The following is a 19,935-nucleotide window of genomic DNA, read 5'->3' on the forward strand; positions in this document are numbered from 1 at the left end:
TGGGCCCCTCCTCGGGAAGCACGCACCACAGGCCAACAACCAAGAGAGCAACAACACATGAACACGAACGAGAACACCGAAAGGGTGGGGACCCCTCCCTTTGCCCTCTCAGCAAGGCCGTCGGGCATAGCAAACAAGAATCAGCACGCATTTTCCCTCTGTTTTTTCGACGAGGGAACGAATCAGAGAAGGGACGCGGCTAATGGCTGAACGTCAAGTAAAAGTCAGCCTGATAGCGCAGGTGAATGGGTATATCGCTGGGATGCAGGCGGCGGCTAAAGCTACCCGCGAGACCGGCACCGCAGCGGAGAAGCTTGCACAGCAGCGAGAAGCGTTTACTGCCCTCGGTGCCGCTGGTGCTCTCGCTGGAGGTGCGATTGCCGTAGGTCTGGCGGTGGCCGTAAGGAAGTTCGCTGAATTCGATGAGGCCATGTCTCAGGTTCAAGCTGCGACCCAGGAAACCTCCGCGAACATGGACCGGCTGCGTGACGCGGCGTTGGATGCCGGGGCGCGCACGGTGTTCTCGGCTACTGAGGCTGCGAACGCAATTGAGGAACTAGGCAAGGCAGGTGTGAGCACCGAGGACATTCTTTCGGGTGGTCTCGACGGTGCTCTGGATCTTGCGGCGGCTGGCGGTCTCGGTGTGGCTGAGGCGGCAGGAATCGCGGCGACCGCGCTAAAGACGTTCAATCTCGACGGTGAGGACATGGCCCATGTTGCCGACCTCATGGCTGCGGGTGCTGGCAAGGCGATGGGCGACGTCACCGATTTGGGGCAGGCACTCGGCAACGTCGGATTACAGGCCGCTAACACCGGTCTGACGATTGAGGAGACCACCGGGTTTCTCGCCGCGTTCGCGTCTTACGGGAAGATCGGCGGGGACGCGGGCACGGCATTCAAGTCAATGCTCCAGGCTCTCTCTGCCCCGTCCGCTGAGGCATCCCGAAAGATGGACGAACTCGGTATCTCCGCCTATGACGCGCAAGGTAACTTCGTGGGGCTCGAGAAGCTGGCGGGGAACCTCCAGACCGCCATGAAGGATCTCACCCCTGAGGCGCGTGACGCGGCTAACACGATCATCTTTGGTTCCTACGGTGTGCAGGCGGCTACGGCGCTGTATAACGAGGGTGCTGACGGGATCAAGAAGTGGACCGCTGAGGTTAGCGATTCCGGCTATGCGTCTCGTGTGGCCGCTGACCGTCTCGACAATCTCAGCGGCGACGTCGAAAAGCTCGGAGGTGCGTTCGACACGGCTCTGATCAAGTCCGGTTCTGCCGCTAACGACGTGCTGCGGCAAATGGTTCAGACTGCAACATTCCTCGTGGATGGGTTCGGTGAACTACCAGAACCAGTAATCAACACAGGGGTTGCCGTGGGCACCGTGGCCGGGTCAATTGCGCTCGCGACCGCTGCCGCAAGTTTGGGCATACCGAAGTATGCGGAGTACCAGAAAGCCCTCCGCACTCTGGGTATCACCGGGCGTACTGCCGCTATCGGCATTGGGGCATCCACGGCGGCTCTGTCGGCTGCGGTTCTGGTTCTCGGTGCGATCGCTGCGGATGCAGCGGACCGTAAGCAGACCATTGAATCGTTTGCCGACTCGCTCGATCAGGCGACGGGTTCTGTCACGAACTACACCCGCGAGCTGGTGGCCCAGCGGCTCCAGACTGAGGGCGCGGTGGATGCTGCCGCAAAGTACGGGATCGGTGTTGAGGAGCTTGTGGATCTCACGCTGATGGGTTCGGATGCTGCGTCGAAGTGGGCAGACGCACGCCGTACCGCGAACGCGGAAGATGCTGCGGCTATCGCCCAATTCGATCTGATTTCGAGCGGCGTGGAGGTTGTTGCTAAGCAGGTCGAGTCAGGCGCGGACGCATGGAAGCTGAACCAGGACGCCACCGAGAGCGCCCGGAAAGCTACCGAGGACAACGAGCGAACTCTTGCCGCGTTGCGCGGCGAGGCATACGACGCGGGCGGTCAGATTGACTCGCTGACAGAGCAGATTCGAAACTTCGCAACTGGCACGCTCGATTCCCGAGAGGCACAGCGCCAGTTTCAAGATGCCATCGACCAAGCCACAGAATCGGTTGCGGCGAACGGTGCAACTCTCGACGTCAACACTGATGCCGGTCGGCAGAATGAGGCATCCCTAGACGCAATCGCGAAACGCGCTCTCGAGGTTGCCTCCGCAACCTATGAGCAGACGGGAAGCCAGGATGAGGCAACAGCGGCAATCCACGCGGGCCGTACCGCACTGATTGAGCAGCTAGCGCAGTACGGCATCACGGGTGCTGAGGCTGAGGGTTACGCGAACAAGCTCGGTCTGATTCCGGGGAACATTGATACAACGGTGAATCTCGATACCTCCGGGGCCAGTGCACGGCTGGCAAACTTCGTGGCTGAACTGCAAGCGTCTGGCTTGTACGGCACTGGCGCTTCACTCACGATCCCTGCTGGTCTCTACGGGTATGCGTCGGGCGGTTACACGGGCGACATCCCGGCTACGCAGGTTGCTGGTGTTGTTCATGGTCGCGAGTTTGTCTCTGCCGCTACGACGGTGGCGAACCCGGAGAACCGCGCTGCGCTCGAGTACATGAACGCGGGCGGCGACATATCCCGATACGCAACCAGCTACGGAGTGCCCAATTACGCCATCCCGCAATACGTAACAGCCGAATCTTCGACTCAGGCCGTTTCGAACGTGCGCGGCGTGGTCGAGCTGGGCCCTGCGTCACTGAAAACGATTCGCGACACCACACGAAGCGAAATCGCGGCGTACCTGCAAAGCACCCCGCAAGAGGTGGCTGGATTCGCTAACCGGGGCAATTCCCGGAAAGCAGCGCGCGGCGCACGCAACTGACGTTCTACCGTCGCGTGCGGTTGCGACGGTACCCGTGTGAGGGGCTGTGCGGCTGGAATAGTCCACAGCCCCTCTTAGAACCCGCTGGTGGAGTGCTGACGCATATTCCCAGTGCCACCCTCGACCAATCCGGGTAGGTGGGCGTTAGGGCCGTGCAGCGGCCTCCAGCCCTGCTGAAACCAATCTGAGTACGGCCACCCCCAGATTCGGGGATCTTCGTCGGTAATGTCTCGCCCGTCGGCCCACACCCTGAGTGTGCGGTCAGCGGGTTTCTCCGCGTCGTATGGCTTTGGCACGGTCGCTCCCATCGTTAGGGCATCCGGCCATGCAATCTGCATTCTAGGTTGAGGTCGAGCGCGTAGACCTTCGCGATTCGCTACTTGGCGAACGGCTTGAGGATTCCATCCGCGAATAGCTGACTAGACCCCATGAGGCTGTCAATCTCTGAGCTCCATTGGCTCGAGGGTGATATCGACTGCAAATACCGCTTGAGCATGAGGATCGCGGGGTACGGTCCCTGAGGGTTGTATCCAACGTCACGTGGACGGAGCTTTTTTGGCACAGGGCATTGAATATCAAGCTTCCGATTCCATACCTGACCGTGGTGAGCTACCCGGTTTCGAAGCACTGAGAAAGAGTGAATAGTGCTGAGGAAACCCTCCCATGAGAGCGATAAGCCCGCTGCGGTTTGCCGTGCCGCCGAGTCGTCGGCCAGGTACTGCATCACTCTGGCGAGGGATCCGAAAGAGACAACTTCCACGGCGACCCAGACCGGAACCTTTTCGAATGAACCTTCACTGGCGTACCGCACCACCGTTGGGGACGTCGTGCGCGAGAGATCGTCCTTGATCTTCTCGATAAGGCGGTCAAGTTTTGGCGTGACCGCTAGATACTTGGAGGGATCGAGATAGAAAGCACCCTCTCCATGAATCCGGCCCGCGTCATGGGCAAATCGCGCCCGCAGGGACATTTCAACCGTAGTGAGGGCAGCTCCGAGCATTCTCCGCATCTCGGAATCGAGGAACATCATCTGCCGAACTCCGGAGAGGGTACTGCCAGGTAGATACTGGTCCTGGTCTTCCCCCGGATTCACCTGAAACTGCCGCGAGTACCCCGTGAACCGGTAGTAGTTGCAGTCATAGAGGAACTTCTCGGAGTCTTCAGAGTCGAGCTCCAAGCCGCGACCCGCTAGAAGCTCTAGAAGTTGAGGAACTTCCCTGAATGGCTTCATGGGGAACAGCCTACAAAAGGAACTGGCCCCTCCTATTTCAGGAAGACTTTCGTCTCTAGCCTTGGAGGGGCGCTGTTGCATTAAGACTACGTCCCGAGGCGCAAATCCGCAAGAGATGTTGCACGTATATTGCACGCGCCCTCGCAACAAAGGAAAAACCCCCGGTTTCCCGGGGGTTTTGTGGTGGGCGATACTGGGATCGAACCAGTGACCTCTTCCGTGTCAGGGAAGCGCGCTACCGCTGCGCCAATCGCCCATGCTTATTGAATTGTGTGAGGACGAGCCTCCGAGGTGGCGACGGGATTCGAACCCGTGTACACGGCTTTGCAGGCCGTTGCCTCGCCTCTCGGCCACGCCACCGTGCGTGAGAACCAATCAGAACCCGCAGGTCTTGCTAACTTCTCACTCCGAGCGGATGACGAGATTCGAACTCGCGACCCTCACCTTGGCAAGGTGATGCGCTACCACTGCGCCACATCCGCACTGCACTCATTGCTGCGTGCTAGATGACTGTAGCCGATGACGCGGGGCACTGCCAATTCGTGTGACGGGCGGGTCGCGAACTTGTGGCAAGATTGAGGCCGCGGGCGATTGGCGCAGTTGGTAGCGCGCTTCCTTCACACGGAAGAGGTCATCGGTTCGAGTCCGGTATCGCCCACAAGTTACAGTTCTTGCATGGCGCCGCGCGAAGGTAGACGCAGCCCGGCAGCCGAGTTCTTCTCCGGGGTCGGGCTCCTGTTTCGTGGGCTCAAGGTGTGGGGCACCGCCCCGCGCCTGATGATCCTCGGCATGATCCCGGCGCTCATCGTTGGTGTCGTCTTTCTCGCCGCGATCATCACGCTCGGCGTGAACCTCGAATCGTTCTCCGCCCTCATCACCCCATTCGCCGAACGCTGGGATGAACCCTTCCGCACCGGAACAAGGCTTGTCGCGGCCGCGGCGCTGCTCACCGTCGCCGTGTTGATCGTGGTCTTCGCTTTCACGACCATCACCCTGATCGTGGGACAACCGTTCTACGAACTCATCTGGAAGCATGCGGAGCGGCGCTTCGGCCCGGTGCCGGAGAGTTCCCTCGGATTCTGGAGAGCATTCTGGCGTGGAGTCGGCGCAGGTCTGCGGATCCTGGTTCCCACAGTCCTCCTGGGCCTCATGCTGTTCGTGCTCGGGTTCATCCCCGTAGTCGGTCAGATACTCGTACCCGTGTTGGGAGCTGTGATCGGCGGGTGGTATCTCACACTCGAACTCACCGGGCTTCCCTTTGATGCCCGAGGCTTCACCCTGCGCGAGAGACGGGCGGCACTGCGCAGTCAGCGAGCAGCCACGCTGGGATTCGGCGCGGCAACGTACCTCGTCTTCCTCGTCCCACTGGGCGCTGTCGTCATGATGCCTGCCGCCGTCGCTGGAGCCACTCTCCTCGCGAGACGCGCCTTGCGAGAGCCGACGCAAGCGGCGGCGGCAGCATCGGGTGATACATCGGATGCTGTCGACTAGGCCCTCTCCGCCAATCTGGTGACCCGGCGCAGGCCGATCCAGAGGAGGAAGGACACCACCCCGGAGTAGAAGGCGACAGCGACCGTACTCACGATCTGGTCCCCGATGAGGCCGATCTGGCCCGTGAATAAGAACCCCGCATCGCTCGCGAGCAGGCCGATGAGCACGATGCCTATGGCGCCAGCCATGAGGTGCGAGCCGACGAGGTACCACTGCTGGCGTCGGCTCGCGGCGACACGGCGCAGGGTGAAGATACAGGCCACTCCCCCTGCGATCACCCCAGAGGATGCCGCGGCGACAGGTGAGAGGAGCGGCGCTCCCGCGCTCACCGCGGCCAACCCACTCACGGCACCCGCGACTACAGCACCCAGGGTCGTTGACTGGTGGCTCATCCTCTGCACGGCCAACCATCCGGCTATCCCCCCAGCGGCCCCGAGCACGCCGTTGATCAGGATCGTGCCCGACACCTCGTCGATGGCGAGTTCGGCGCTCACGAGCCATCCCAGCCATCCCCCGACCAGCGTGAGCACGGCAAGGGCCGCGAAGCCCCTGGGGAGTCGGGTTGCTGCGCTCAGCGAGCGATGACGATCACCGCGGACCACCAGCACAGCGAGTGCGGCGGCACCGGTTGCGACCATGCTCGCGAGGCTTCCGCCGTGGTCCAGGGGCTCGATTCCGAGCACGCCCGTGACGAAAGTGGCGATGGCGACGGGCACGAAGACGAGGATGCTCCATCCCGTCGCAAAAACCATGGCGACCCTCAGTGGCGCCCCCGTGGACCTCACCGCCAGCGTGGCCAGCAGTGCGGAGAGGCCTGCAAGCACGGCGACGGGTATGTAGAGCTCCCCGAGCTCCTCTCGCGCGACCAACGGGGCGAACAGAAGCCAGGCGCCGCTCCCCGTGCCTGCCGTGGCGAGGGACGCGGCCACGGCACGCCGCCAGTTCGGTGCTGGCACCAGCCACGTGTACACGAGCGCAAACGACACCGTGACGAGCGCGAGGGTGGTCGCGGCGCCGAGGACGATCGGCCAGCTCTGCACGGATTCCCCCACGCGGAAAAGAGTAAGGGGCGCCGCCCCGAAGAGCGACACCCCTTACTCGCTAGGTGAGATTACTTGGTGTCCGCGAGGACGTAGCCCTCTTCACCGTGGACAACGGTATCGATGCCAGCGATCTCGTCCTCGTTCTTGATGCGGAAGCCCATCGTCTTCTCGATCACGAAGCCGATGATGAACGCCAGCACGAAGGAGTAGACGAGGACCGCGAGGGCCGCGATCGCCTGAACCAGGAGCTGCGTGCCGTCGCCACCCGTGAAGAGGCCGGTGCCGGTGGCGAAGAAGCCCAGGTACAGCGTTCCGATGAGACCACCGACGAGGTGGATACCCACGACGTCGAGCGAGTCATCGAAGCCGAGCTTGAACTTCAGGTCGATCGCCAGGGCACAGATCGCACCAGCGACGATGCCGAGCACGATGGCCCAGATCGGCGTGAGCGAACCACACGCGGGGGTGATGGCCACGAGACCAGCAACTGCACCGGAAGCGGCACCGATCGACGTCGGCTTGCCGTCGCGGATCTTCTCGACGACGAGCCAGGCAAGAAGCGCGGCAGCGGGAGCTACGAGGGTGTTCACGAAGGCAAGAGCGGCCGTGTTGTCAGCTGCGAGCTCCGAACCGGCGTTGAAGCCGAACCAGCCGAACCAGAGGAGGCCAGCACCGAGGAGGACGAAGGGCGGGTTGTGGGGAACATACGCACCCTTGGCGAACCCGACGCGCTTGCCAAGGACCAGCGCAAGGGCAAGAGCCGCTGCACCAGCGTTGATGTGAACGGCGGTACCACCGGCGAAGTCGATGACTCCCAGGCCGAAGACATCCTGGAGACCGTGTGTGGTCCACCCGCCGTAGGCGAAGCTGCCGTCGTCACCGAGACCGAAGTTGAAGACCCAGCTTGCGACCGGGAAGTAAACGAGTGTCGCCCAGATACCGGCGAAGACCATCCATGCGCCGAACTTGGCACGGTCGGCGATAGCTCCGGAGACGAGCGCGACGGTGATGATGGCGAACGTCGCCTGGAATGCAACAAAGGCGAGCGGCGGGTATGCCGCGCCCTCGGGTGCCTCGAGGAGGTTCGCCAGGCCGATCGCGCCAGTGTCAATCGACCACGGGAACAGCGTGCCCTCCGCGCCCGGGAACGCGATCGCGTATCCGTAGATCGCCCAGAGGACGCCGATGAGGCCGATCGCGCCGAAGCTCATCATCATCATGCTGATGACGCTCTTCGCCTTGACGAGGCCGCCGTAGAAGAATGCCAATCCCGGGGTCATCAACAGCACGAGTGCTGCGGCCAGGAGAATGAAGGCGGTGTTGCCCTGATCCATGTGTGTACCTCTCTTTGTTGCTGCGAAGGATGCACCGTTGGGTCCACAGGCGGGATCTCACCTCGGGTACGCCGATCAGTCTGGCGAGAGGAGGTTTCGCCCGGGGTGTCTCTCGTGTTTCGGTTGTGTTACGCGCCGACGGCGCATGTAAACACTGTGTTTCGCCCACCATCCGAGGTGCTGTGAGTTACGGCTGGCCCATGTTCGTCAGAGCTACAAGGCGTGAGGTGGCGCGCAGGTACTTCTTGCGATATCCGCCGGAGAGCATGTCCTCAGGAAAAATCGCGTCGAGGGGAACCCCGTCCGCGATGACGCGAACCTGCGCGTCGTACAGCCGATCGACGAAAGCAACGAACCGCAGGGCGTCCGTCTGGCTCGTGAGGACCGAGACCCCCGAGAGACCGACCGCGGCCAGCGAATCGACGAGCCCGACATAGCGGGACGGGTGCACCTGGGCGAGGTGGGCCAGAACGTCGGTGAAGTTGTCGAGGGTCGTCGCACCGTCGACTTCGGCGAGTTCGCCCGGCACGTCCGAGGAGACCCTGGCGTGGGCATCCGTGTCACGACGGCGGTAATCGAGACCGTCTATGCGCAGGGTTTCGAACTTCGCGGCCAACGAATCGATCTCCCGCAGGAAGTCCTGGGCAGCGAACCGACCCTCCCCCAGTGCGTTGGGCGGAGTGTTGGACGTCGCGGCGATGCGGGTGCCGGATGCCACGAGCTCACCGAGCAACCGCGCCATGAGTCGAGTGTCCCCCGGGTCGTCCAACTCGAACTCATCGATGCACACGAGCGACGCCCCACGGAGTAGCGCGACCGTTTCGGCATAACCCAGAGCTCCCACGAGCGCCGTGTACTCGATGAACGTCCCGAAGTACTTGCGCCCACGTGCCATGTTCCAGAGGGCAGCTAGCAGGTGGGTCTTCCCGACGCCGAAGCCGCCGTCCAAGTAGATGCCCGGCTTGGCCACCTGCTGCTTGCGCCGACCGAAGAGACCTCCACCGCCGGCGAAGCCAGTCGCGAAGGTACGGATCGCCGCAACGGCCGCCCCCTGCGACGGATAGTCGCGGTCGGGTCGGTACGAATCGAGCGACGCTGTCGCGAACTGTCGTGGCGGTACGAGCTGCTGAACCATCTCGTCGCCGGAGAGCCCGGGATTGCGGTCAACCAGACGGCTTGGCGTCGTGGGGGCGGGGGCACTCAATTGTCGGTCTCAGCCTGATCTTCGATTTGTGTCAGAGTCTTACGGGCGCCCTGTCATGGGGCGGGCTACCGCGCGTAGATTCGCTTTCGGGAGCGCAGCAAGCCTACTGGGCTGTTCCGGGCAACTGCCCCGGCCGGTCGCTCCATCACCAGCGAAACAACCCCGGAGGTACCCATGCCCGTCGAACTCGACCCGGCCCCGCAGCTCGCACAGTTCGCCCATCCCGATCGCCTTGTGACGGGCGAGTGGCTCGAGGCTCGTCTCGGCACCCCGGGCCTCGTTGTCGTGGAGTCCGATGAGGACGTGCTCCTCTACGAAACCGGACACATCCCTGGCGCGGTCAAGATCGACTGGCACACCGACCTCAACGACCCTGTCGAGCGCGACTACATCGACGGAGCGGGGTTCGCGGCGCTCCTCGGCTCGAAGGGCATCTCCCGCGACACGACCGTCGTCATCTACGGCGACAAGAACAACTGGTGGGCTGCCTACGCTCTTTGGGTGTTCACGCTGTTCGGCCACGAGGACGTCCGTCTTCTCGACGGAGGTCGCGCCAAGTGGGAGGCCGACGGCCGGCCGTACACGACGGATGCCTCGGACGTGACGCCCGTCGACTACCCGATCGTCGAGCGCAATGACGCTCCCATCCGCGCATACAAGGACGATGTGCTCGCCCACCTCGGGAACCCTCTCGTGGACGTCCGGTCGCCGGAGGAGTTCAGCGGTGAGCGCACGACGGCTCCTGCCTACCCGGAGGAGGGCGCCCTGCGCGCCGGGCACATTCCGAGCGCCCAGAACGTACCGTGGGCAAAAGCCGTTGCCGAGGACGGCACATTCAAGCCCCTTGCCGAGCTGAACGAGATCTACCGAGACGGTGCGGGGCTCAAGGACGGCGACGACATCGTCGCCTACTGCCGCATCGGGGAGCGCTCCAGTCACACCTGGTTCGTACTGACCCACCTCCTGGGCTTCGACAAGGTGCGCAACTACGACGGATCGTGGACCGAGTGGGGGTCCGCCGTTCGCGTTCCCATCGTGAAGGGCTCGGAGCCGGGTGAGATTCCGACCGCGAAGTAGGCTTGCAGCGTGACCGAGGCGCTACCCGAACAGCTGGAACGAATCCGCGAGGAGTTCCTCGAACTCGAGACCCGCGATCGGCTGCAGCTCCTGCTCGAGTTCTCGAACGAGCTTCCCGAACTGCCGGAACGTTATGCCGAGCATCCGGACCTTCTCGAACGTGTCGAGGAGTGCCAGTCACCGGTATTCATCTTCGTGGAGGTGGACGATGACAGCATCGTCCACCTCTACGCCACCGCTCCGCGGGAAGCTCCCACCACACGCGGTTTCGCGTCGATACTCGCCCAGGGCCTCGCCGGGCTCACGGCGGAGCAGGTGCTTGCAGTTCCGGATGACTACCCCAACACGATCGGGCTCACCGAAGCGGTCAGCCCTCTCCGTATCCGAGGAATGACGGCTCTCCTCGGTCGAACCAAGCGTCAGATTCGCGAGAAGCTCGCGGCGTGATGCTCTCGCGCGTGCACCCGGCTCCCCTCGAGATCATCGACATGGGGGCGGAGGGTTCGCGGGATCGACTGCTGGAGTGGTACTCCCCGCCGCAGGCGACCTGGCTTCGCGTCAATCTCGTGACAAGCGTGAGCGGCAGTGCCGTGGGCACGGATGGCACCTCCAACTCCCTCACGAGTGCGACCGATCGACGCATCCTGGGGGTCATCCGCGAACTCAGCGATGTCGTCCTCGTGGGTGCCGAGTCCGTGAGAGTCGAGGGCTATCAGCTGCCTCGCACGGCGCGACTCGCGATCGTCACGGGCTCGGGCAACTTCGCGGGTCACCGTTTCTCCCCCGAGGAAACGGAACGCATCACCGTCATCTGCCCTCCCGATGTCGCCGACGCCGTTCGCGGCGAGCTGCCCGGGGCGGAGGTCCTCGCAGTCGGCGCCCCGGCGGAGCGTCTGAGCCCGGCATCCATCGTGGACTCCTTGCATGCAGCGGGCCATACCTCGATCGTCTGCGAGGGAGGTCCGTCCCTGGCCTCGGCACTGCTCGGCGCGGGCCTTGTCGACGAGCTCTGTCTCACGACCAGTCCGGTCCTCAGCGACTCAAGTCCGGCCGCCTTCTCGGCCACCGGCCTGGGCGAGCAAGGACTGGAACTGCGTCAGCTGCTCCTCGACGACGCTAGCTTTCTGTTCGCGCGTTGGCTGACTCGATCGCCTCAATCCACGCCGTGATCGCATCCTCCCAGCGCGTGCGGTCGTAGTTCCACAGCTTGGTGTGGCGAGCGGTGTGGAATCGCTCGTACGTGATGATGTCGGGCCGCTCCCGCGCGAGCGCGTCGGAGGCGGTGACAGGCACAAAACCATCGTCTGCACTGTGCATTAACAGGATGGGTACGGACAGCTCCGCAGCGTTCGCGACGATATTGAGACGTGCGAGGTCCACCGGCGACTCCTGCCCCGTCAGGAGTCCCGCCCATCCCCTGCTGAGCAACAGCAACGCTCCGGAACTGACCGGGGTGGGGAGTCGATTCTCGATCCCCTGGTACTGGAGGGCCGTGATCCAGTCGATCACGGGCGAGTCGAGCACGACACCGCGAACGCGGTCGGCGAGATCTGATCGGGTGAGGGTCTGGAGCACGGTAGCGCCACCCATGGACCAGCCCATGAGAAGAACTTCACGCGCGCCCTGATCGAGGGCGAAGCGGAGCGCGGCATCCACGTCACGCCACTCGGTGTCACCCAATGCGTAGCGATGGTCCGACGATCGCGGCGCGTCCCCGTCGTTGCGGTAGGAGACGAGCAGGGCGTTGTAGCCGGCCCGGTGGAACACCGGCACGGCACGGAGGGTCTCCTCCCGGCGCACCGCCCGACCGTGCACCTGGATCACCCACTTCTGCTCGGCTGCGGATTCGCCCGCTGCGGGGACGAGCCACGCTGGTGCGGAACCCAGTTCCGTCTCGACGACCACGTCCTGCCACGGCAGCCCGAGTTCTGACGGACCGAGGTAGAACCACCCGCTCAGCCGCCCAGCGCGCGCATGCTCGAGGTCGCCGAAGTCCACACTGAGCAGGCGTCGCACCACGGTGCGCGCATCGAAGTACAGGATCTCCCCGATGCGAGCGTGCCCAGTGTCCCGCGAGAACCAGAGACTGTATTCGCCCGGAGTGAGGGTGTCCTTCGTGGCGGACAGGGTCACGGTGTCTGCATCTACCGCGAGGATACGGAGGTCCTGTTCGCGCACGCGCGGCGGCGTGACGACCTTGCGAGCCACCGCGACGGTCACTACCGCCGTCACAAGCGCTCCCAGGGCGATCACAGCGCCTGCCGACAGTGCGGCAATGCTGGCCACACGTATGGATCGACGGTGACGGCTCGTCGGTGTTCTCACGCGCACTACTCTCCCTCCCCCAGCGGCGGCGTGCCTCTGGGGATAACACGCCTGCCAAGCCTAATCTTCAGTAGTGCCTGAAACGCAGTCGACTCCGGAGCCTCCGCACGCGTTCACCGCTGCCGTGAGGGCTATGCAGGATGCGGTGATGCGGCCGGAACTCGCCGTCACCGAGATACCCGCGCCCGGCACGCTGGCCCCCTGGTCACACGCGCTCGCAGCGGACGTCACCCCCGCACGCCACGGATCGGACTCCGATCTCGGCACCGGCCGGTTCGTCCTCCTCTATGACCCTTCCGCTCCCGAGGCCTGGGGCGGCGTCTTCCGGGTCATCTGTTACGTGCAGGCCCCTCTCGAAACAGAGATGGGCGTCGACCCGTTCCTCGCGGATGTCGCGTGGTCCTGGCTCGTGGACGCCCTCGACAACCGGGGCGCTGGGTACTCGTCCGCTTCGGGGACGGCAACACGCATCCTGTCCACTGGGTTTGGTGAACTTGCAGCACAGGGCGATGGCGCGCAGGTCGAGATTCGCGCTTCGTGGACTCCCGCAGATGAACAGGTGGGGTCGCATGTGGAAAGCTGGGGTGACCTGTTGTGCATGTTGGCCGGGCTTCCCCCGGTCGCCGAGGGAGTGAGTGTGTTGTCTGCCCGCCGAGTGGGACGTGAGTAGCCCGGAGGAGACCCCCGCGACGGAGCGGGCCGGTGGACCTGAGCAAGCCGCTCATGAGACCGTCGAGGTGATTGCGGACCGCGAGGGGTACCTCCGCGCAGTCGAGGAGATCAGAGCCGGCCATGGCCCCATCGCGATCGACGCGGAGCGCGCCTCGGGCTACCGCTATTCGCAGCGCGCCTACCTCATCCAGGTCTTCCGTCGCGGGTCCGGGACTTTCCTCTTCGATCCGCCCGCGATCGGGCACTTCGGGGAGCTGAATGACGCGATCGTCGACACCGAGTGGATCCTGCACGCAGCCAGCCAGGATCTGACCTGCCTCCGCGAGGTCGGGCTCGACCCGATCCACCTGTTCGACACGGAGTTGGCAGCGCGTCTCGCGGGGATGCCGCGGGTGGGGCTGGGCACGGTGGTCGAGGAGTTGCTCGGCATCCACCTGGCGAAGGAGCACTCCGCCGCGGACTGGTCGACCAGGCCGCTTCCCCAGGCTTGGCTCGTCTACGCAGCACTCGACGTCGAGTTGCTCGTCGATGTTCGGGAGAAGCTCGGCGAGATCCTCGATCGCGACAACAAAACGGAGATCGCCGCACAGGAGTTCGAATCGGTCCTCGCCCGCGACCTCGTGGTTGTGAGGGCTGAGCCGTGGCGCAGGCTCGGCGGTCTGCATACGGTGCGAGGGCAGCGCAACCTCGCCGTTGCCCGTGAACTCTGGCTCGCGCGCGACGCCTACGCACGGGAGATCGATACCGCCCCCGGCAGGCTCGTGCCCGACTCAGCGCTGTCGGCGGCCGCGCGCATTCTTCCCGCGACCAAGCGAGACCTTGCGGGGATCAAGGAGTTCACAGGGCGCGCCAGTCGTACTCAGATCGATCGATGGTGGAACGCCATCCAGGCTGGGCTGGCGACCACCGACCTCCCCGCCCTGCGGGTGCAGGGGGACAGCATTCCGCCACCCCGAGTGTGGTCGGACAAGAACCCGGAGGCTGACCGGCGCCTCAAGAAGGCCCGCTCGGCCGTGACCGATGCCGCGACTGAGCTCAATCTCCCCGTGGAGAACCTCCTCACCCCAGAACTGCTCCGACGCGTCGCCTGGACGCCACCGGAACCGGTCACGGCGGAGAGTGTCGCAGAAGCGCTTCGCACCTCCGGTGCGCGCCCGTGGCAGATTGACGCAACATCACAGGTGATCGCCCAAGCCTTTGTCGAGGCTGGCCAAACACCGGAGCAGGCCTCCGAGGCGGATTCGTAGGAAGAATCAAACGATACGGGTGTCTTCAGCCCCCGAATCTAGGATCGGTGGCGACCAACAAGTCGTTAGGGAGGCACCGTGGCCGAAAGAGCTGAAGTCGTGTTCGTGGATGGCGTTCGTACGCCGTTCGGACGGGCTGGCGAAAAGGGAATGTACTGGCAGACCCGGGCCGACGACCTCGTCGTCAAGGCCATGATCGGGCTGCTGGAACGTAATCCCTCCATTCCGAAGGATCGGTTCGACGATGTAGCGATCGCCGCGACAACACAGACCGGCGACCAGGGCCTGACCCTCGGACGCACGGCCGCTCTCCTCGCGGGTCTCCCCCAGTCCGTGCCCGGATACGCCATCGATCGCATGTGCGCTGGCGCGATGACCTCCGTGACATCCATCGCCGGTGGAATCGCGTTCGGTGCCTACGACATCGGTATTGCCGGTGGCGTCGAGCACATGGGACGCCACCCGATGGGTTTCGGCGCCGACCCCAACCCTCGCTTCCTCGCGGAGAAGCTCGTGAGCGGTGACGCCCTGAACATGGGCAACACCGCCGAACGCATCCACGACCGGTTCCCTCGCCTCACGAAGGAGCGCGCCGACCGTTTTGCCATGGGTAGCCAGCGCAAGGCCGCCGCGGCCTACGAGGCGGGCAAGATCCAGCCAGACCTGGTGCCCGTTGCCATCCGCAGCGAGGGCGGCTGGGGTCTCGCGACGCGCGACGAAGCCCTACGGCCGGAGACGACCATGGAAGGCCTCGCGGCACTCAAGACGCCTTTCCGCCCCCACGGTCGAGTGACTGCTGGCAACTCGTCCGGCCTCAATGACGGAGCCACCGCGAGCATCATCGCGAGTGCGGATGCCGCGAAGGAGTTCGGCCTCGCACCCAAGATGCGCCTGGTGAGCTTCGCGTTCGCAGGTGTGGAGCCGGAGATCATGGGTATCGGACCGGTTCCCTCGACCGAGAAGGCACTCCGCAAGGCCGGACTGACGATCGACGACATCGGACTCTTCGAGCTCAACGAGGCGTTCGCCGTCCAGGTGCTCTCGCTCCTCGACCACTTCGGCATCAACGACGACGACCCGAGGGTCAACCAGTGGGGCGGCGCCATCGCAATGGGCCACCCGCTCGCCTCCTCTGGCGTCCGCCTCATGATCCAGCTCGCTGCTCAGTTCGCCGAGCGTCCCGACGTGCGCTACGGCCTCACGGCCATGTGCATCGGCCTAGGCCAGGGCGGCAGTGTCATCTGGGAGAACCCGCACTACAAGGGAGCAAAGTAATGGCCACCGCCACGACCGACCGTTTCGCCAGGCTCGCCTCGCTCTCGACTGACGAGGTCGTCACCCACTCGTTGGTTCGGGATGTCCCGATCTCCGGTGGCAAGACGCTTGCCCTCGTCACGCTCGACAACGGCAAGGACCACACGCGTCCGAACACGCTCGGGCCTCAGACCCTCCTCGAGTTCGCCGGTGTTCTCGATGAACTCAAGGAGCGCGCATCCCGCGGGGAGATTGCGGGCGTTGCCGTGACCGGCAAGCCGTTCATCTTCGCGGCGGGCGCCGATCTCTCGAAGGTCGGCGAGATCCCCGACCGCGAGACCGGCCTCCAGATGGCCCAGCTCGGCCACTGGTCGCTGGGCAAACTCTCCGAGCTCGGTGTGCCGTCGTTCGTCTTCATCAACGGGCTGGCGCTGGGCGGTGGCGTGGAGATCCCGCTCAACGCCGACTACCGCACAATCGACAGCAGCGTTCCGGCTCTCGCGCTTCCCGAGGTGTTCCTCGGACTGATTCCCGGTTGGGGTGGCGCGTGGCTGCTACCGAATCTCATCGGAATCGAGAACGCCCTCAAGGTGATCATCGAGAACCCGCTCAAGAACAACCGCATGCTCAAGGGCCCCGAGGCATTCGAACTCGGTATCGCCGACGCGATGTTCGATCCGGCGAATTTCCTCGAGGACTCCATTGCGTGGGCCGATGGAGTGATCTCCGGCCGCACGAAGGTCAAGCGCAAGAATGCGCCAGGCAAGATCGAGCGCGTCGCGAAGTGGGACATCGCCATTGGTATCGCCGAGAAGATGCTCGCCTCACGCATCGGGCGTGTCGCGAAGTCGCCGTACAAGGCTCTCGAACTCCTCAAGGCCGCGAAGAACACAGACAAGAAGACGGGTTTTCTCGCCGAGGACGAGGCTCTCGCCGACCTCATCGCTGGCGACCAGTTCCGCGCGAGCATCTATGCCTTCAACCTCGTGCAGAAGCGTGCCAAACGGCCCGCCGGGGCACCTGACAAGGATCTCGCGCGTCCCGTCACCAAAGTGGGAGTGATCGGTGCCGGCCTCATGGCCCGCCAGTTCGCCCTGCTCTTCGTACGCCGACTTCAGGTTCCTGTGGTCATCACGGACCTCGACCAGACCCGTGTTGACGAAGGAGTCGCCTGGATCCACCGCGAGATCGATGAACTCAAGTCCAAGGGCCGCATCTCGCCGGATGAGGCGAACCGCCTCACCGCCCTCGTGACGGGGACGACGGACAAAGCCGATTTCGCCCAGTGCGACTGGGTGATCGAGGCGATCTTCGAGGAACTCACCGCCAAGCAGGATGTCTTCGCGGAGGTCGAGAAGTACATCACGCCCGAGACTGTCCTCGCGACGAACACGTCGTCACTTTCGGTCGAGCAGATCGGCGCCAAGCTGCAGCACCCGGAGCGCGTCGTGGGCTTCCACTTCTTCAATCCGGTCGCGGTCATGCCACTCATCGAGGTGGTTCGCGCCCCCAAGACGACCGACGAGGCTCTCGCCACCGCCATGGCGACCGCCGCGAAGCTGCGCAAGAACGCCGTCATCACCCGCGACACCCCGGGGTTCGTCGTCAACCGCGTGCTCGCGAAGGTCCTGGGCGAGGCCATGCACGCCGTGGAACAGGGGACCCCGTTCGAGACCGTCGTGGAGGCCGTACGGCCCTTCGGCCTCCCGATGGATCCCTTCGTGCTCCTCGAGCTCGTCGGCCTCAAGGTGGGGGCACATGTGCTCGACACGCACCATGCTGCGTTCCCCGATCGCTTCTTCGAGAGCAGGGCCCTGCATGAGCTCGCCGAGTACGGCACCATCCTCCAGAAGGACGGCAAGGGCAAGGTGACGGGCGTCGACCCCAAGGCCCAGGCCATCGTCGACAAGTATCGCCCGGCGAATGCGGTGTCCCTCAGCGCGGACGACCTGCGCGTCCGCTTCGAGGACGGGCTCGCCGACGAAGTGCACAGGATGCTCGAGGACAGCGTTGTCGCGGCGCCGGAGGACATCGACCTCTGCATGATCCTGGGCGCCGGCTACCCGTTCCAGATGGGCGGTCTGACTCCGTACCTGGATCGCTCCGGTGCCTCACAGCGCGCATTCGGTGACACGTTCCACCACCCCGAGATCCGCGGGGTGGCCTAGGGCCCAAACGACCAAGGCCGGGTCACGGCTCCTCAGGGAGCGGTGACCCGGCCTTCGGTCGTCTCAGGAGCGCGGTTCCTCGAAGTTCGACGTTTCCCGGGCGGCGGATGACTGGGGCTCCGCGGGAAGAGGACGAGCGACCGGAATCTTGCTTCCCAGCACCTGTGCAACGACGTCGCGCGCGATGTGCTGCGAGGTGAGTCCCACCTGATCGAGGATGTACTCGCGACTTCCGTGGTCCAGGAACTCATCCGGGAGACCTAGTTCGGTGACGGCAGTGTCGACACCCGCTGCCCGAAGATCCTGCCGGATACGCGTGCCTATGCCGCCCACACGAACGCCGTCCTCGATGCTCACGAGGATCCGGTGCTCAGCCGCGAGCCCGATGATGCTCTCGGGTACGGGGACCACCCACCTCGGGTCCACGACCGTAGCCCCGATCCCCTGCGCCGCAAGCCGCTCCGCGACCTCGAGTCCCAGTTTCACCATCGAGCCGACGGCCACGATGAGAACGTCTTTGTGCGGCGCCTCGACGAGCACATCGACGCCGTCCTCGGTGCGGCGCACAGCGTCGAACTCGTTGCCCACGCTCCCCTTGGAGAAACGGATGACGGTGGGCCCGTCCTCTATCGCGACCGCCTCACCGAGCTCTTCACGCAGTCGCGTCGCGTCGCGTGGCGCTGCGATGCGCACTCCGGGAACGACCTGCAGGATCGCGAGATCCCACATGCCGTGGTGACTCGGCCCATCCGGACCGGTCACGCCGGCCCGGTCGAGCACGAAGGTCACTCCGGCCTTGTGAAGCGCGACATCCATCAGCATCTGGTCGAAGGCGCGATTCACGAAGGTCGCGTACACGGCGACGACCGGATGCAGGCCGCCGAAGGCGAGACCCGCGGCGGATGTCACGGCATGCTGCTCCGCGATGCCCACATCGAGCACCCGCTGCGGGTACTTCTCCGCGAACTGGTGGAGGCCGGTCGGACGCAGCATCGCAGCCGTGATCCCCACGAGCCTGGGGTTCGCGTCGGCAAGGTGGACGATCTCGTCGGCGAAGACACTCGTCCACGAGGGCTTGCTGCTCACTTCGACCGGCTCGCCCGTCTCGGGATCGATCTGACCGACGGCGTGGAACTGGTCGGCGACGTCGAGGAGCGCAGGCTGGTAGCCACGACCCTTCTCTGTGATCGCGTGCACGATCACAGGAGCACCGAAGTCGCGCGCCTGCTCGAGAACTTCGATGAGGGCGCGCAGGTCGTGGCCGTGAACCGGCCCCAGGTACTTGATGTCGAGGTTCGAATAGAGGGCCTCGTTGTTGCTGAACCTGGCCAGGAAACCGTGCGTTCCGCCACGAAGACCGCGGTACAGGGCACGGCCGGGCCCGCCGAACTTGTCGAACAGCTTGCGGGTCGTCGAGTACAGGTTGCGATACGAGCGCCGTGTGCGCACGTTGTTGAGGAAGTGCGCCATCCCGCCGATGGTGGGGGCGTACGAGCGACCGTTGTCGTTGACGATGATGACGAGATTGCGACTGTTGTCGTCACTGATGTTGTTGAGCGCCTCCCAGGTCATACCGCCCGTGAGCGCGCCGTCGCCCACCACCGCCACGACGTGCCGGTCTCCCTGGCCCGTCATCGTGAACGCGCGAGAGATGCCGTCCGCCCACGACAGCGAACTCGACGCGTGAGAACTCTCCACGATGTCGTGGATCGACTCCGAGCGCTGCGGGTAGCCCGCGAGTCCGCCCTCCTGCCGCAGGCGACTGAAATCCTGCCGCCCGGTCAGGAGCTTGTGAACGTATGACTGGTGACCGGTGTCGAAGATCATCGCATCGCTCGGCGAGTCGAAGACCTTGTGCATGGCGATCGTCAGTTCGACGACACCGAGGTTCGGCCCCAGGTGCCCGCCGGTCTTCGACACCTCCCGCACGAGGAACTCACGGATCTCTGCGGCGAGCTCGACGAGCTGGTCAATAGTCAGGGCATCCAGGTCTCGCGGACCGCGGATCTCCTCGAGAAGGCTCATTCAC

Annotated in this window: 15 protein-coding genes and 4 tRNA genes; 10 read left to right on the top strand and 9 right to left on the bottom strand. The window is 64.4% G+C overall.

What is annotated here, in order from left to right; translation table 11 throughout:
• Positions 1-202: 202 nt before the first annotated feature.
• A complete protein-coding gene (locus tag HDC94_RS09895) occupies positions 203-2,860 on the top strand; it encodes a phage tail tape measure protein (protein ID WP_179497140.1) in 2,658 nt (885 codons plus the stop codon).
• Between the two features lie 376 nt (positions 2,861-3,236).
• Here the strand turns inward: HDC94_RS09895 and HDC94_RS09900 are convergent, their stop codons facing one another.
• The 4 genes from HDC94_RS09900 to HDC94_RS09915 all read right to left on the bottom strand — a co-directional run bounded on the left by HDC94_RS09900 (position 3,237) and on the right by HDC94_RS09915 (position 4,573).
• Entirely contained in the window at positions 3,237-4,091 is an 855-nt protein-coding gene (locus HDC94_RS09900; RefSeq protein WP_179497142.1) for an Abi family protein, read from the bottom strand.
• Between the two features lie 181 nt (positions 4,092-4,272).
• A tRNA-Val gene (locus HDC94_RS09905) sits at positions 4,273-4,347 on the bottom strand.
• 33 nt (positions 4,348-4,380) lie between these two features.
• Positions 4,381-4,451, bottom strand: a tRNA-Cys gene (locus tag HDC94_RS09910).
• A gap of 50 nt (positions 4,452-4,501) precedes the next feature.
• A tRNA-Gly gene (locus tag HDC94_RS09915) sits at positions 4,502-4,573 on the bottom strand.
• A 103-nt stretch (positions 4,574-4,676) separates the two neighbouring features.
• On the opposite strand from HDC94_RS09915, the gene HDC94_RS09920 reads away from it, so the two are divergent.
• Both HDC94_RS09920 and HDC94_RS09925 read left to right on the top strand, forming a co-directional pair.
• Positions 4,677-4,749, top strand: a tRNA-Val gene (locus HDC94_RS09920).
• A 17-nt stretch (positions 4,750-4,766) separates the two neighbouring features.
• On the top strand, positions 4,767-5,582 hold the full coding sequence (locus HDC94_RS09925; RefSeq protein WP_179497144.1) for an EI24 domain-containing protein: 816 nt from the start codon (positions 4,767-4,769) through the stop codon (positions 5,580-5,582).
• On the opposite strand, the gene HDC94_RS09930 is transcribed toward HDC94_RS09925, so the two are convergent.
• The 3 genes from HDC94_RS09930 to zapE form a co-directional block, all read right to left on the bottom strand.
• Positions 5,579-6,634 (bottom strand): ammonium transporter, encoded by a 1,056-nt coding sequence (locus HDC94_RS09930; protein WP_179497146.1) that lies wholly within the window; start codon positions 6,632-6,634, stop codon positions 5,579-5,581. The two genes, HDC94_RS09925 and HDC94_RS09930, sit on opposite strands and share 4 nt — an antisense overlap.
• A 59-nt stretch (positions 6,635-6,693) precedes the next feature.
• Positions 6,694-7,959 (bottom strand): ammonium transporter, encoded by a 1,266-nt coding sequence (locus HDC94_RS09935; protein ID WP_179497148.1) that lies wholly within the window; start codon positions 7,957-7,959, stop codon positions 6,694-6,696.
• Between the two features lie 187 nt (positions 7,960-8,146).
• Complete coding sequence (gene zapE / locus HDC94_RS09940; RefSeq protein WP_257021651.1) at positions 8,147-9,163, bottom strand: cell division protein ZapE; 1,017 nt, start codon at positions 9,161-9,163, stop codon at positions 8,147-8,149.
• A 174-nt stretch (positions 9,164-9,337) separates the two neighbouring features.
• Here zapE and HDC94_RS09945 point away from each other — a divergent pair, with 174 nt between their 5' ends.
• From HDC94_RS09945 to HDC94_RS09955, 3 genes are read left to right on the top strand one after another with little or no spacing between them, the layout of a single operon-like run.
• Positions 9,338-10,240, top strand: a complete 903-nt coding sequence (locus HDC94_RS09945) for a sulfurtransferase (protein ID WP_179497150.1) — start codon at positions 9,338-9,340, stop codon at positions 10,238-10,240.
• Between the two features lie 9 nt (positions 10,241-10,249).
• Positions 10,250-10,687 (top strand): SufE family protein, encoded by a 438-nt coding sequence (locus HDC94_RS09950; RefSeq protein ID WP_179497152.1) that lies wholly within the window; start codon positions 10,250-10,252, stop codon positions 10,685-10,687.
• The gene (locus tag HDC94_RS09955; RefSeq protein WP_257021828.1) at positions 10,687-11,409 is read left to right on the top strand and encodes a dihydrofolate reductase family protein; all 723 of its coding nucleotides are present in this window, start codon (positions 10,687-10,689) and stop codon (positions 11,407-11,409) included. The genes HDC94_RS09950 and HDC94_RS09955 overlap by 1 nt, the downstream gene beginning before the upstream one ends.
• Here the strand turns inward: HDC94_RS09955 and HDC94_RS09960 are convergent.
• Positions 11,357-12,526, bottom strand: coding sequence for an alpha/beta fold hydrolase (locus HDC94_RS09960; protein ID WP_308495692.1), 1,170 nt, complete (start codon positions 12,524-12,526; stop codon positions 11,357-11,359). The genes HDC94_RS09955 and HDC94_RS09960 overlap by 53 nt on opposite strands.
• Before the next feature lie 112 nt (positions 12,527-12,638).
• On the opposite strand from HDC94_RS09960, the gene HDC94_RS09965 reads away from it, so the two are divergent.
• The 4 genes from HDC94_RS09965 (at position 12,639) to HDC94_RS09980 (ending at position 17,906) form a co-directional block, all read left to right on the top strand.
• Positions 12,639-13,235: a DUF3000 domain-containing protein gene (locus HDC94_RS09965; protein WP_179497156.1), complete on the top strand. Its 597-nt coding sequence runs from the start codon at positions 12,639-12,641 to the stop codon at positions 13,233-13,235.
• 67 nt (positions 13,236-13,302) lie between these two features.
• Complete coding sequence (locus tag HDC94_RS09970) at positions 13,303-14,484, top strand: HRDC domain-containing protein (RefSeq protein WP_308495750.1); 1,182 nt, start codon at positions 13,303-13,305, stop codon at positions 14,482-14,484.
• A gap of 78 nt (positions 14,485-14,562) precedes the next feature.
• On the top strand, positions 14,563-15,759 hold the full coding sequence (locus tag HDC94_RS09975; protein ID WP_179497160.1) for a thiolase family protein: 1,197 nt from the start codon (positions 14,563-14,565) through the stop codon (positions 15,757-15,759).
• Positions 15,759-17,906, top strand: coding sequence for a 3-hydroxyacyl-CoA dehydrogenase NAD-binding domain-containing protein (locus tag HDC94_RS09980; protein ID WP_179497162.1), 2,148 nt, complete (start codon positions 15,759-15,761; stop codon positions 17,904-17,906). Before HDC94_RS09975 ends, HDC94_RS09980 begins: the two co-directional genes overlap by 1 nt.
• 63 nt (positions 17,907-17,969) lie before the next feature.
• Here the strand turns inward: HDC94_RS09980 and dxs are convergent, their stop codons facing one another.
• Positions 17,970-19,931, bottom strand: coding sequence for a 1-deoxy-D-xylulose-5-phosphate synthase (gene dxs, locus HDC94_RS09985; RefSeq protein ID WP_179497164.1), 1,962 nt, complete (start codon positions 19,929-19,931; stop codon positions 17,970-17,972).
• Between the last annotated feature and the right edge of the window lie 4 nt (positions 19,932-19,935).

The sequence above is a fragment of the Leifsonia sp. AK011 genome (assembly GCF_013410945.1).
GTDB lineage: Bacteria > Actinomycetota > Actinomycetes > Actinomycetales > Microbacteriaceae > Rhodoglobus.

What these genes read in the sequence shown, in the direction of transcription:
- HDC94_RS09895 (WP_179497140.1), top strand. Translation starts at nt 203, where the DNA reads ATGGCTGAACGTCAAGTAAAAGTCAGCCTGATAGCGCAGGTGAATGGG.
- HDC94_RS09900 (WP_179497142.1), bottom strand. Translation starts at nt 4,091, where the DNA reads ATGAAGCCATTCAGGGAAGTTCCTCAACTTCTAGAGCTTCTAGCGGGT.
- HDC94_RS09925 (WP_179497144.1), top strand. Translation starts at nt 4,767, where the DNA reads ATGGCGCCGCGCGAAGGTAGACGCAGCCCGGCAGCCGAGTTCTTCTCC.
- HDC94_RS09935 (WP_179497148.1), bottom strand. Translation starts at nt 7,959, where the DNA reads ATGGATCAGGGCAACACCGCCTTCATTCTCCTGGCCGCAGCACTCGTG.
- HDC94_RS09945 (WP_179497150.1), top strand. Translation starts at nt 9,338, where the DNA reads ATGCCCGTCGAACTCGACCCGGCCCCGCAGCTCGCACAGTTCGCCCAT.
- HDC94_RS09955 (WP_257021828.1), top strand. Translation starts at nt 10,687, where the DNA reads ATGCTCTCGCGCGTGCACCCGGCTCCCCTCGAGATCATCGACATGGGG.
- HDC94_RS09980 (WP_179497162.1), top strand. Translation starts at nt 15,759, where the DNA reads ATGGCCACCGCCACGACCGACCGTTTCGCCAGGCTCGCCTCGCTCTCG.
- dxs (WP_179497164.1), bottom strand. Translation starts at nt 19,931, where the DNA reads ATGAGCCTTCTCGAGGAGATCCGCGGTCCGCGAGACCTGGATGCCCTG.